We start from the raw sequence: 12,891 nt of genomic DNA on the forward strand, positions 1-12,891 counted from the left end.
CACTGTGGGGGATGCCGAGTCCGGCGTACATCCTGGAGGTCGCCCTCGTGCAGACCCAGACCCTCACCCCTACTGCCCAGAGCACCGGTGCCGGCGTGGACGAGACGGACGCGGAGCCCGACGGCGTCGCGGCCGTGCCGCCGCAGGGGCGTGCCCCGCTGCATCCGGAGGCGGGTGCCGAGGAGGCGCCGGCCGCGGCGCGGACCGAGAGCGGCGGGCCGTCCGCCGATCTGTTCCGGCAGTACCTGCGCGAGATAGGCCGCATCCCGCTGCTCACCGCCGCCGAGGAGGTCGAGCTGGCCCGCCGGGTCGAGGCCGGGCTGTTCGCGGAGGAGAAACTGAGCAACACCCCCGATCTGGACGGCGAGTTGGCGCATGAACTGGACCAACTGGTGGTCATGGGGAGACTGGCCAAGCGCAGGCTGATCGAGGCCAATCTGCGGCTCGTCGTCTCCGTCGCCAAGCGGTACATCGGCCGCGGGCTCACCATGCTCGACCTCGTGCAGGAGGGAAACCTCGGGCTGATCCGCGCCGTGGAGAAGTTCGACTACGCGCGCGGCTACAAGTTCTCCACGTACGCCACCTGGTGGATCCGCCAGGCCATGTCCCGCGCCCTCGCCGACCAGGCCCGCACCATCCGCGTCCCGGTCCATGTCGTGGAGCTGATCAACCGCGTCGTACGGGTGCAGCGCCGGATGCTCCAGGAGCGCGGGTACGAGCCGACACCCGAGGAGGTCGCCGCCCATCTCGAACTTCCGCCCGAGCGGGTCGGCGAGGTGCTGCGGCTCGCCCAGGAGCCCATCTCGCTGCACGCCCCCGTCGGCGAGGAGGACGATGTGGCGCTCGGCGACCTCATCGAGGACGGCGACGCCGCGAGCCCCATGGAGTCCGCCGCGTTCCTGCTGCTCAAACAGCATCTGGAGGCCGTGCTGTCCACGCTGGGCGAGCGCGAGCGCAAGGTCGTACAGCTGCGCTACGGCCTCCTCGACGGCCGCCCCCGCACCCTGGAGGAGATCGGCCGCCTCTTCGGCGTCACCCGCGAGCGGATACGGCAGATCGAGTCCAAGACGCTGAACAAGCTCAGGGACCACGCGTACGCCGACCAGTTGCGGGGCTACCTCGACTGAGGCCGGAGCAGGAGAAAGGGGCCGCCCGGAGACACTCCGGAGGCGGCCCCCTTTCCCTTCCCGCCTAGTCCACCTCGGCGACCGCCTGTGCGAACTGGGCCTTGTACAGCCGGGCATACGCCCCGTCCGCCGCCAACAGCTCGGTGTGCGCCCCTTGTTCGACGATGGAGCCGTTCTCCATGACGAGGATCGTGTCCGCGTCCCGGATGGTCGACAACCGGTGCGCGATCACGAACGACGTACGCCCGGCGGCGAGTTTGGCCATGGCCTTCTGGATCAGCACCTCGGTCCGCGTGTCCACGGAACTCGTCGCCTCGTCCAGAACCAGGATCACCGGGTCGGACAGGAACGCCCGCGCGATGGTGATGAGCTGCTTCTCACCGGCGCTCACCCCCGTGCCCTCGTCGTCGATCACCGTGTCGTAGCCCTCGGGCAGCGTCCGGATGAACCGGTCGGCGTGCGCGGCCCGCGCGGCCTCCTCGATCTCGCCCCGGGTGACCTCCCGCGAGGCGCCGTACGCGATGTTCTCCGCGATGGTGCCGCCGAACAGCCAGGTGTCCTGGAGCACCATGCCGATCCCGGACCGCAGCTCGTCCCGGGTCATCTTCCGTACGTCCACCCCGTCCAGGGTGATCCGCCCGCCGGAGACGTCGTAGAACCGCATGAGCAGGTTGACCAGCGTGGTCTTGCCCGCCCCCGTGGGGCCGACGATGGCCACCGTATGGCCGGGCTCCACCGTGAGCGAGAGGTCCTCGATCAGCGGCTTCTCCGGGTCGTACCGGAAGGACACATGCTCAAGGCGCACCCGCCCGCGCAGCTCCGCGGGCCGCTCGCCCGGTACCGGGTCCGCCTCCTGCTCCTCGGCGTCCAGGAGTTCGAAGACCCGCTCCGCCGAGGCCACACCGGACTGCACCAGGTTCGCCATGGAGGCCACCTGCGTCAGCGGCATGGAGAACTGCCGCGAGTACTGGATGAACGCCTGCACATCACCGATGGACAGCGCGCCGGACGCGACCCGCAGGCCACCGACGACCGCCACCAGCACATAGTTCAGGTTCGACACGAACATCATCAGCGGCTGCATCACACCGCTGTTGAACTGCGCCTTGAACGCGGCCTCGTACAGCGCCTCGTTCTGCTCCGCGAACTGCTTCGCCGACTCCTCCTGCCGCCCGAACACCTTCACCAGCGTGTGCCCGGTGTACATCTCCTCCACATGGGCGTTGAGCTTGCCCGTGGAGCGCCACTGCTGCACGAAGTGCGGCTGCGAACGCTTGCCGACCCGGGTGGCGACGAAGAACGACAGCGGCACCGTGACCAGCGCGACCAGCGCGAGGATCCAGGAGACCCAGAACATCATCGCCAGCACACCGACGATGGTCAGCACCGAGTTGATCAGCTGGCCCATCGACTGCTGGAGCGTCTGCCCGATGTTGTCGATGTCGTTGGTCGCACGCGAGAGCACCTCGCCGCGCTGGCGCTTGTCGAAGTACGACAGCGGCAGCCGGGACAGCTTCGTCTGCACGGACTCGCGCAGCCGGTACATGGTGCGGTTCACCGACCGGTTGACCAGCCGCGTCGCCACGGCCATCAGCAGCCCGGCGACCGTGAAGGTGATGAGCGCGAGCAGCAGTACGTCGCCGACCGCGCCGAAGTCGATGCCCTTGCCCGGGGTGAAGTCGGTGCTCTGGAGCATGTCCGCGACGGCACCCTTGCCGTGCGCCCGCATCTGCTCCAGCACCTGCGCCTTGGTGGCCCCGGCGGGCATCTGCCGGCCGATGATGCCGGAGAAGACCAGGTCGGTGGCGCGGCCGAGGATCTTCGGGCCGATCACGCTGAGGGCCACGCTGACCACCACGCAGACCAGCAGGCCGTACACGGTGAGCCGTTCGGGCTTGAACTGGGCGAGCAGTCGTTTGCCCGACCCCTTGAAGTCCATCGACCGCTGGTCGGGGCCGCCCCCGGCCATCATGCGTCCCATGGGCCCGGACATCAGGCGGCCTCCGCTTCCGTCAGCTGGGAGAGCACGATCTCCCGGTAGGTGTCGTTGCTCGCCATTAGCTCCTGGTGCCGGCCGGAGCCGACCACCCGGCCCTCGTCGAGGACGATGATCCGGTCGGCGTCCCGGATGGTCGCCACCCGCTGGGCGACGATGACGACGGTCGCCTCGGCGGTCTCCTGCGCCAGCGCGGCACGCAGGGCCGCGTCGGTGGCGTAGTCGAGCGCGGAGAAGGAGTCGTCGAACAGATAGATCTCCGGGCGCTGCACGAGCGTGCGGGCGATCGCGAGCCGCTGGCGCTGACCGCCCGACACATTGGTGCCGCCCTGGGCGATCGGCGCGTCCAGGCCGCCCTCCAGCTCGGAGACGAACTCCTTGGCCTGCGCCACCTCCAGCGCGTGCCACAGCTCCTCGTCGGTGGCGTCCGGATTGCCGTAGCGCAGGTTGGTGGCGACGGTGCCCGCGAAGAGGTACGGCTTCTGCGGCACGAGTCCGACCGTCCGTGCCAGCAGCGCGGGGTCGACCTCGCGGACGTCCACGCCGTTCACCAGGACCTCGCCCTCGGTGGCGTCGAACAGCCGCGGGACCAGCCCGAGCAGCGTCGACTTGCCGCTGCCGGTGGACCCGATCACGGCCGTGGTCTCGCCGGGCCTGGCCTCCAGGGCGACGGAGCGCAGTACCGGCTCCTCGGCGCCCGGATAGCGGAAGCCGGCCTCGCGGATCTCCAGATGCCCGTGCCGGCGCAGCTCGGTGACCGGCGCGAGCGGCGGCAGCACGCTGGAACCGGTGTCCATGACCTCCTGGACCCGCTCGGCGCACACCTCGGCGCGCGGCACCATCATGAACATGAAGGTGGCCATCATCACGGACATCACGATCTGCATCAGATAGGCGAGGAACGCCGTCAGGTCGCCGATCTGCATCCCGCCGCTGTCGATGCGGTGCGCGCCGAACCACACCACCGCGATGGAGGACACGTTCACGACGGTCATCACCATCGGGAACATCAGCGACAGCAGCCGCCCGGTGGCCAGCTGCATCTCGGTCAGCTCGCCGTTGACCCGGCCGAAGCGGGCCTGCTCGTACTCGTCGCGGACGAAGGCGCGGATCACCCGGTTGCCGGTGATCTGCTCGCGCAGCACCTGGTTCACCTTGTCCAGGCGGGTCTGCATGGTGCGGAACAGCGGGCGCAGCTTGCGCACGATCAGCGTCACACAGATGGCCAGCACCGGGACGACCGCGATCAGCACCCCGGACAGCGGCACGTCCAGGCCGAGCGCCAGCACGATGCCGCCGACGCACATGATGGGCGCCGAGACCATCAGCGTGAACGTCATCAGGACCAGCATCTGGATCTGCTGGACGTCGTTCGTGGTGCGGGTGATGAGCGAGGGCGCCCCGAAGTGACCCACCTCACGCGCGGAGAAGGACTGCACCCGGTCGAAGACGGCGGCGCGCATGTCCCGGCCGAGCGCCGAGGCGGTGCGGGCGCCCAGGTAGACGGCGCCGATGTTGCACACGACCTGCACCAGCGAGATGCCGATCATCAGGGCGCCGAAGGACAGGATGTATCCCGTGTCCCCCTTCACGACGCCGTTGTCGATGATGTGGGCGTTCAGGTTGGGCAGGTACAGGGTGGCGCAGGTCTGCAAGAACTGGAGCAGGACCTGCACGGTGATGGGTTTCTTGTAGGGCCTGAGATAGGTCCGTAGAAGTCGTATGAGCACGCTACGTCTCTCGGAGTGGGCGGCAGGGGCAGGACGGTGTGCCCTTGGCCCCTATCGTCGGACACTCCACCCGCGTTACCTCAACTGATTAACCCAACAGCGCATTTTTGTACGGCCTTCTGGGTGCCGGGTATTGCGGGATGTTTTGTGGCGTTCTGCCCTCATGGGCCGAGTGGGGTTCAGTGGAACGCGCCCGGGTGGGTCTGCTCCCGCACCGTCGTGAACTGCTGCCGTACCGCCTGCCCCGCGGCCAGCTCCTCGCCCGGCTCCAGGACCTGCGCCGCCGCGCCCTGCCAGGCCGGGGGAGTGCGCGGGTCCAGGGTGCCCCCCGAGACCCCCAGCGCCCAGGCCGCCTGCCGGGCCGCGCCGATCGCCGTGTAGTCCGCGGGCTGCGGTACGACGACCTGGGCGCCGAACAGCGAGGGCGCCGCGGCTTGCACGGCGGGCAGCTCGGCGGCCGGGCCCAGCAGGAAGATCCGCCGTACCTCCACGCCACGGCCGCGCAGCACGTCCAGCGCGTCGGCGAGCCCGCACAGCATGCCCTCGAACGCGGCCCGCGCCAGGTGCTCCGGCTTCATCGACTCCCGCCGCAGCCCGGTGAGGGTGCCCGCGGCGTGCGGCAGATTCGGGGTGCGCTCGCCCTCCAGGTAGGGGAGCAGGACGAGGCCGTGCGCGCCCGGTGTGGACTTCATCGCCAGCTCGGACAGGCCCTCCAGATCGGGCAGTCCGAGGAGTTCGGCGGTGCCGCGCAGGGTGCGTACGGCGTTCTGGGTGGTGACGACCGGCAGGTGCATGCCGGTGGCGTCGGCGAGCGAGGTGATCATCCCGGACTGGTCGGCCAGCGCCTCGGGATGCACGGCCATCACCGAGCCGGAGGCGCCGAGGGACACCACCGCGTCCCCGAGCCCGATCCCGAGCCCGAACGCGGCCGCCATGGTCTCCCCGGTGCCGGCCGAGATCAGCAGTCCCTCCGGGGTCGTGCCGGCCGCCTCGGAGGGGCCGATCACCTCCGGCAGCATCGCCTGGTGGCCGAGCGCCAGCTCGACCAGATCGGGACGGTAGACACCGGTGGTCGCCGACCAGTACCCGGTGCCGGAGGCCCCGCCGCGGTCGGTGGTACGGCGCGCCGGGCGCCCCAGCAGCTGCCAGACCAGCCAGTCGTGGGCCTGGAGCAGGGCGGCGGTGCGCCGGGCGTTCTCGGGCTCGTTCTTGGCGAGCCAGCGCAGCTTGGTGACCGGCTGCGCCGCCCCCGGCACACAGCCGACGGCGTGCGCCCAGGCCTCCCGGGAGCCCAGGGCGTCCACGAGATCGGCGGCGGCGACCTGTGCGCGCCGGTCACCGCCGACGAGGGCCGGGCGCACCGTGTTGCCGTGGGCGTCCAGCGGGATCAGCGCGTGCTGCTGGGCGGAGACCCCGATGGCCTGGACACCCTCCAGCAGGCCGCCACCCGCGGCTTCCCCGAGGGAGAGCAGCCAGGCCTGGGGGTCGATGTCGCTCGGGCGGCCGCCCTCGGGGGGATCGACCGGATGGGGGGCGTACCCCTGCCTGAGCACGGCACCGGTGTCTGTGTCGCAGACCACGATGCGGGTGAAATCAGGTGAGCTGTCCAAACCGGCGACTATCCCCATGCGGAGAATATTGCCGCATGCGCGAGGGGCTAGGTGTTGCTGGTGCCCCAGTCGTCGCCCGCCGAGCCGCCCGCGGTGCGGTCACGCAGGGAGCGGACCCGCTCGGCGACGGAGGAGGGCACATGGTCGCCCACCTTGTCCGTGACCGTGTGCATGGCCTTGCCGGCGTACGCGCGGCCCTGCTGGGCGGCGGTCTCGGCGGTGTTGCGGACGGCCGGGTTCTGGGCGAACTGACGAGCGGACTTCTTCAACTGCTCGTAGCGCTCGCGTCCGGCCCGTGTGCCGAGTACGTAACCGAGGGCCAGTCCGGCGATGAACGTGAGCCGGTAGCGCATGGCTGCCACCCTTCCCGTGTGTAGGTGTCTGGTGCGGCGCAGGATCCGGAGGGTACCGATTGGCGGAGCACCCCCCTGCTTGCGCTAATGTATGTGTCGCAGCGAGCAACCGCCCCCCGGCGAATACCCAGGGAGGCGCGTTCGATGCAATCGAGGCGATCCTCCGTAGCTCAATTGGCAGAGCAGCCGGCTGTTAACCGGCAGGTTACTGGTTCGAGTCCAGTCGGGGGAGCTTCGGTCCTCCGTAGCTCAATTGGCAGAGCAGCCGGCTGTTAACCGGCAGGTTACTGGTTCGAGTCCAGTCGGGGGAGCACGCTGAACGAGGGCCCCTCAGGGGTCCTTTTTCATGTCCGCGGGAACCGCTGAGCCTGCACGGATGTCCTCATCGTCGTGAGCAGAGCGGAAGCCGACCATCCGAAGCAGGAGATCGTATGAGCGGCTATGCTGCGGCAGACGGCGCGCACACTTGTACGCGACACGCCGCTATGGGGCGGTAGCTCAGCCGGTTAGAGCAGCGGACTCATAATCCGTCGGCCGTGGGTTCGAGTCCCACCCGCCCCACCACCACGCGTCACCGCAGGACCGTTTCTATCTGCGGAAGCGTGAGAACGGGGACCGCCACTCGACCGGGGCGGGCCCCGTTCAGTCGTTCGGAGCAAGATTTGGAGCCGGGTCCCCTGGCCGAAACCGTGCCGTCGAGGATCGTGTCCAGAGTCCGGCGGACCTCGATGCTCGGGGCGGAAATCGTCATCCGGCTCGAAGGCCGGGCCTCCCCGGAGTCACCGCGCTGAGCACGCCTGCCCGGAGCCGCGCGTTCCGCGGGGCGGTGGTGACTCCTGGCTGGTTTCCGGCTGTTGGTGAATGCCGTTGCCGTGCAGATCCCTCCGTCCCCGGGGGCTTGAAGCCCCTTCCGCGTGGGCACGGACCTCCTACCGAAGTCGGCAGGAGGAGGCGTCATGGAGCGTCGGATCCGGGTACGTGTCAGCCGGCGGCCCATCGCGCCGCGGGAGCAGGAGATCGATCGCAGGACGCCGTCGGGGCGCGTGCTGCCGTACTGAGGCCGAACGGCCGCGGCGGCGCTCAGGGCCGGCTGGACCAGCGGGAGCCGGGAGAGCTGGGTAGCGGCCGACCGAAGTGATCTGCTGGGTAGGCCCGTTGCAGAGGCATTCGTGGTCGAGGTTCGGCAGGGGGCGGGGGCGATGAGGACCAAGTGGTCGGCAGCGGCCTGCCGTACTGAAGGCGCCCGCGTCTCACGGGGCGTGATGGGCCGCCGCTGTGCGCAGGGCGCGGCGTAGGGGTTCGGGTGGGGGTGGGCCGTCGGGGGTCGCGCTCGCGGTGACGGCGGCGGCGATGCGGTGGAGTTTGGTGTTGGAGTGCTGGGACGCCTCGCGCAGGATCTCCCAGGCCTGGTCGGGGGTGCAGCCGTGGGCGGCCATCAGGACACCGCGGGCCTGGTCGATCACCGGACGGGAGTCCAGCGCCTGCCGCAGCTGCGCTATCTCCAGGCGCAGCATGTCCAGTTGCTCGGTACGTTCCCGGGCGACCGCGGAGGCGGTGCGGACCGGGAGGTCGGCGGAGTCGGCCCCACCGGTGCGCAGGGGGTCCGTCGCGTCCAGGCCCACCAGTTCCAGGACCCGGCGCGGCTGGCCCCGCCACCCGTGCGTGGTGACCCGTACGTCGTGCTGACCGACGTACTCGTTCAGCAGATCCAGGCAGGTCAGGCCCGTCGTGTCCAGGAAGGACACCCCGGCCAGGTCCAGTTCGATCGTGGTGATGCCCGGCGGCAGCGCGGCCAGGGCGTCGCCCAGGGTGTCCGTGCCGCCGTGGACCAGTTCGCCACGGGCCGTCAGAAGGGCACGCCGTCCCTTCTGCCGGGCGTCGATCACCAGGGCGTTCAGTCTCATGGTGTGGGCTGCCAGTCCCGCTGAGGTCATGTCTCCCCTCCCGCTCGGTCCTTGGGCGCCATGCGATCGCCTGCCCTGCGTATGGATGCCTACACCCCCCGTGGTCGAAAGCATGGCCGAATCGCGCGGGGTAAAAGGCGCCGCATGGTCCGTACCGCCGAGGGAAGGTGCGGGCGTGGTTCGCGCTGCCGGGAAGCGAGGTGTCTCATGAGCGGCGAGCCCTTCGCGCATCCCGCGCTCTTCTACGGCGGCCCGCGCGCCTACCTCGACGGCACCGTCCCCTTCGTCCGCGCCGCGCCGGCCGCGGGGGGAGCCGGTCGCCGTCGCCGTGCCCGGGGAGAAGCCGGCGCTGATCCGGGACGCGCTGGGCGCCGAGCGGGAAGAGGTGCGGTTTCTCGACATGCGGGAGGCCGGGCGCAACCCCGGCCGGATCATCCCCGGTGTGCTGTGCGCCTTCGCCGACGCCCAGCCGCCCCGCCTGCGCACCCGGATCATCGGCGAACCGGTCTGGGCGGGCCGGGACCGGGCCGAGCACCCCGCCTGCGTCCAGCACGAGGCGCTGATCAACGCCGCGTTCCGGGGACGGTGGAGGTCACCATCCTGTGCCCGTACGACACCGCCGCGCTGCACCCGAGGGCGCCGGCCGACGCCCGGACCACCCATCCCGTCGTCATCGAGGGCGCCGAGCAGCGGCCCGGCGCGGCCTACGACCCGGAGGGTGCCGTCGCCCGCCGCAACCTGCCGCTGCCGCCCGCCCCCGCCGCCGGCCCCGGGGTGCTCCACGCCCGGTTCGACGCCGAACGGCTGTCCGCCGTAGGGCACTTGGCCGCGGACCACGGTGCGGGGCTCGGGCTCGCCGGTGAGGCGCTGGAGAATCTCACGCTGGTCACCGCGGAGCTGACCACCAACAGCGTGGTGCACGGCGGCGGCCGCGGCACGCCGACCGTGTGGGCGGCGGGCGGCCAGGTGCTGTGCGAGGTACGCGACCGGGGCCGGCTGACCGATCCGCCGGCCGGGCGCCGTCCCGCCGCCCCGGGCCGGCGCGGCGGCCGGGGCCTGCTCCTGGACGATCTGCCGGCCGCCCTGGTGCGCACGCACACGAGCCCGGCCGGTACGACGATCCGCTGTCACCTCGGCGCATGAGTCCGGAGGGTACGGTGATCCGCCGCCGTACGACGGCCACGACGGCCGTCGCCGGGCTCAGCGCATGAGTCCGATCCCGGTCAGGACCACCGCCCCCGCCACCAGCCGCAGCCGTCCGAACGGCTCCCGGAACAGCAGCGTCGCGATGATCGCGGCGACCAGGATGCCCGTCTCCCGCAGCGCCGCGACCGCCGCGACCTCGCCGTGTGCCTGGGCCCAGACGACCAGGCCGTACGCCGTCATGGACAGCACCCCGCCCAGCAGCCCGGTGCCGAGAACCGGGCGTACCTGGGTGAACAGCTTCCCGCGGCGCCTGGTCAGCGCGATCAGCGGCATGAGCGGGCCCTGGAGCAGGAAGAGCCAGGCGGTGTAGGCGAGGGCGTCGGGTGAGTGGCGTACGCCCAGGCTGTCGACCAGGGTGTACGACGCGATGATCGTGCCCGAGCCGAGCGCGGCGCCGAGGGCCGGCAGCTGGGCGCGGCGGATGCGGCCGGAGGCCAGGGCCAGGGTGGCGAGGCCGCCGGAGACCAGCAGTACGCCCGCCGCCTGGAGCGGACTGAGCGCGCCGCCGAGCAGGGTGACCGAGGCGATGGCCACGAGCAGCGGGGCGACGCCGCGGGCCAGCGGGTACATCTGCCCGAAGTCGCCCAGCTGGTAGGCGCGCAGCAGGAACAGCTGCGAGGCGACCTGGAGCGCGGCCGAGGCCGCGAGGAACGGCCAGGCGCCCGCGGGGGGCAGCGGGGTGAGGCAGACCAGGACGGCCGCGCAGCCGGTGCACGCGACGCTGATCAGCGTGAATCCGATGAGCTTGTCCGGTATCCGGTGGGCGATCGAGTTCCAGACCGCGTGCAGCACCGCGGCCGTCAGGACGGCGGTGAGCACGGGGGCGGACATGGTTCCTGGCATGGCGAAGCGACTCCTGGCGGGGAGGTGCGAGCGGGCGGGGAGGGGCTGTGAGGGGGCGGGGACGTGGTCGTGGAGCTGATTGTGGAACTGAATTCCACGGTACGCTATGTACATGGAACAGAATTCCGCCACTGGTCCCAGCGGTCCCAGCGGTCCCAGCGGTTCCCTCTCCGCCCGGATCCGGGCCCGCCTGTCCGAGCTGCGCGAGACCGAGGCCCGGGTGGCGCAGGTGGTGCTGGATCAGGGCGCCGCGCTGGTCCACCTCAGCGTCAGCGATGTGGCCGCGCTGGCCGGCACCGCGTCCTCCACCGTCGTACGCACCTGCCAGCGGCTCGGCTTCCGGGGGTTCCAGGAGCTGAAGCTGGAGGCCGCCAGGCAGGCGCCCGAACCGCCCCCGCCGCCGGTGGACGAGCCCGCCGCGCACGCGCTCGCCGCCACCCTGCACGCCTCCCGCGACGCCCTGGACGGCGTCGCCGCGACCCTCGACACCGGCGCGCTCACCGCCGCGGCCGAGGCCCTGCACACGGCGTCCCGGGTTGTCGTCGTGGGCGCGGGGCTCTCCGGGGCGGTCGCGCTCGACGCGGCCTACCGGCTGCGCGCCCTCGGCTGCCAGGTCGACGCCCCGCCCGACCCCCTCACCGCGCAGCTCGCGGCCGCCCAACTCCCGCCGGACGGCGTCTGTTTCGCGATCAGCCACACCGGTGCCACCCGCACCACGGTCGACACCGCCCGGCGCGCCCGACAGGCCGGGGCCACCGTCGTCACGCTCACCAGTTACGCCCGTTCACCGCTGAGCGAGACCAGCAGTCAGGTGCTCGTCGCCGGTGGCCAGGACCTCGTATTCGGCCTGGAGACCTCCGCCAGCCGGATCGCCCACCTCGCCGCGGTGGACGCCCTGACCCATCTCCTGATGAGCCTGCGCCCCGAGATCGCGCGCCGCCATCTCGATCTGTCGGCGGACATCACGGCCGACCACGCCTACTGAACGACCCCTGAATGAAGAGGAGTTCAGGCGGCCAGCGGATCCAGGACCAGCGGTTCGATCCGGCCCTCCAGCATCTCGCCGAGCCCCCGGGCCGCGCACAGGTCCGGGCGCTCGGCGATGAACACCGGCATCCCGGTGGCCTCGCGCACCATCTGGTCGAAGCCGGACAGCAGCGCCGAACCGCCGACCATGATGATCCCGCGGTCGGCGAGATCGGCCACCAGATCCGGCGGGCACTCGCGCAGCACCTTGCCGATGCCGTCCAGGACGGCCGTCAGCGGGGTCTGGATCGCCTCCCGCACGGCCGAGGTGTCCACCCGTACGGTGCGCGGCAGCCCGGTGGCCACGTCCCGGCCGTTGATCTCGGTCTGGGGCGGGCCCTGCGGGGTGAGCCCGTTGCCGGACAGCGCCAGTTGCAGCGGCCGTACCGACTGGCTCGGCAGCAGGAGTTCATGGCTGTGCCGCAGGTACTGCACGATCGCGTGGTCCACGGCCTCGCCGCCCACCGGGATCCGCTGGGCCGTGACGATCGAGCCCAGCGACAGCACCGCGACCTGCGTGGTCGCCGCCCCGCACACCATGATCATGGTGGCCTCGGGCCGCTCCACCGGCAGTCCGCAGCCCACCGCCGCCGCGATCAGCGTGTCCACCAGCTCCACCCGGCGCGCGCCGAGTCCGAGCAGCGTCTCGATCGTCGCCCGCTGGGCCAGCGGATCGGCGTCGTGCGGGGTGCACGCGGCGGCGCGCAGACGGGCCCTGCGGCGCAGCGCCCGGCGCATCTTGTCGCCCATAAGATGCCGCAGCATCCGCTGGGCCATGTCGATGTCGACCACCGTGCCACCGGAGATGGGCCGTACGACCCTGATGTAGTCGGGGGTGCGGCCGGTCATCTGCTCCGCGAAGTCGCCCACCGCGATCAGCGAGCCGGAACGGACGTTCACGGCCGCGACCGAGGGCTGGTCCACGACGAGCCCCGCGCCCTTCACATACACCCGGGTGCGGGCCGCGCCCAGGTCGACGGCGAAGTGACAGCGGCGCAACTGCTCCAGGCTGACGGACACAGCAGCTCCTTCCGGGCGTGGGATTCGGCTCTTCCTGCTCTCCGTATCCTGCGCGGCGCGTGGCCCGGACCGCCTT

General features: G+C 71.3%; 9 protein-coding genes, 3 tRNA genes and 1 pseudogene. 6 read left to right on the top strand and 7 right to left on the bottom strand.

Annotation, left to right across the window (positions count from 1 at the left end):
• Positions 1-11 precede the first annotated feature (11 nt).
• Positions 12-1,127 carry an RNA polymerase sigma factor gene (locus tag HEP81_RS26370; protein WP_078967344.1) on the top strand — a complete coding sequence of 372 codons (1,116 nt, stop codon included), beginning with the start codon at positions 12-14 and terminating at the stop codon, positions 1,125-1,127.
• A gap of 64 nt (positions 1,128-1,191) precedes the next feature.
• Here HEP81_RS26370 and HEP81_RS26375 read toward each other — a convergent pair whose 3' ends face one another.
• From HEP81_RS26375 to HEP81_RS26390, 4 genes are all read right to left on the bottom strand, one after another.
• Positions 1,192-3,120, bottom strand: coding sequence for an ABC transporter ATP-binding protein (locus tag HEP81_RS26375; RefSeq protein ID WP_037655207.1), 1,929 nt, complete (start codon positions 3,118-3,120; stop codon positions 1,192-1,194).
• Positions 3,120-4,853, bottom strand: a complete 1,734-nt coding sequence (locus HEP81_RS26380; protein WP_037655209.1) for an ABC transporter ATP-binding protein — start codon at positions 4,851-4,853, stop codon at positions 3,120-3,122. The genes HEP81_RS26375 and HEP81_RS26380 overlap by 1 nt, the downstream gene beginning before the upstream one ends.
• A gap of 179 nt (positions 4,854-5,032) precedes the next feature.
• Positions 5,033-6,481 (bottom strand): xylulokinase, encoded by a 1,449-nt coding sequence (locus tag HEP81_RS26385; protein ID WP_078967345.1) that lies wholly within the window; start codon positions 6,479-6,481, stop codon positions 5,033-5,035.
• 29 nt (positions 6,482-6,510) lie between these two features.
• A complete protein-coding gene (locus HEP81_RS26390; protein ID WP_037655214.1) occupies positions 6,511-6,816 on the bottom strand; it encodes a hypothetical protein in 306 nt (101 codons plus the stop codon).
• A gap of 159 nt (positions 6,817-6,975) precedes the next feature.
• On the opposite strand from HEP81_RS26390, the gene HEP81_RS26395 reads away from it, so the two are divergent.
• The 3 genes from HEP81_RS26395 to HEP81_RS26405 all read left to right on the top strand — a co-directional run bounded on the left by HEP81_RS26395 (position 6,976) and on the right by HEP81_RS26405 (position 7,380).
• Positions 6,976-7,048 (top strand) — tRNA-Asn (locus HEP81_RS26395).
• A gap of 6 nt (positions 7,049-7,054) precedes the next feature.
• A tRNA-Asn gene (locus HEP81_RS26400) sits at positions 7,055-7,127 on the top strand.
• A gap of 176 nt (positions 7,128-7,303) precedes the next feature.
• Positions 7,304-7,380: transfer RNA gene (locus tag HEP81_RS26405), tRNA-Ile, on the top strand.
• Between the two features lie 686 nt (positions 7,381-8,066).
• Here the strand turns inward: HEP81_RS26405 and HEP81_RS26410 are convergent.
• On the bottom strand, positions 8,067-8,750 hold the full coding sequence (locus tag HEP81_RS26410) for an ANTAR domain-containing response regulator (protein ID WP_037655216.1): 684 nt from the start codon (positions 8,748-8,750) through the stop codon (positions 8,067-8,069).
• A gap of 177 nt (positions 8,751-8,927) precedes the next feature.
• Here HEP81_RS26410 and HEP81_RS26415 point away from each other — a divergent pair.
• Positions 8,928-9,863 (top strand): annotated as a pseudogene (locus HEP81_RS26415) (anti-sigma factor RsbA family regulatory protein).
• 57 nt (positions 9,864-9,920) lie between these two features.
• Here the strand turns inward: HEP81_RS26415 and HEP81_RS26420 are convergent.
• Positions 9,921-10,769, bottom strand: coding sequence for an EamA family transporter (locus HEP81_RS26420; RefSeq protein ID WP_375139830.1), 849 nt, complete (start codon positions 10,767-10,769; stop codon positions 9,921-9,923).
• Positions 10,770-10,881: 112 nt separating this feature from the next.
• Here HEP81_RS26420 and HEP81_RS26425 point away from each other — a divergent pair, with 112 nt between their 5' ends.
• On the top strand, positions 10,882-11,754 hold the full coding sequence (locus HEP81_RS26425; RefSeq protein ID WP_037655282.1) for a MurR/RpiR family transcriptional regulator: 873 nt from the start codon (positions 10,882-10,884) through the stop codon (positions 11,752-11,754).
• Positions 11,755-11,777: 23 nt separating this feature from the next.
• On the opposite strand, the gene mreB is transcribed toward HEP81_RS26425, so the two are convergent.
• Complete coding sequence (mreB, locus tag HEP81_RS26430; RefSeq protein ID WP_037655219.1) at positions 11,778-12,815, bottom strand: rod shape-determining protein; 1,038 nt, start codon at positions 12,813-12,815, stop codon at positions 11,778-11,780.
• Positions 12,816-12,891 lie beyond the last annotated feature (76 nt).

Source organism: Streptomyces griseofuscus, from assembly GCF_014673495.1.
In the GTDB taxonomy this organism is placed as follows: Bacteria; Actinomycetota; Actinomycetes; order Streptomycetales; family Streptomycetaceae; genus Streptomyces; species Streptomyces murinus.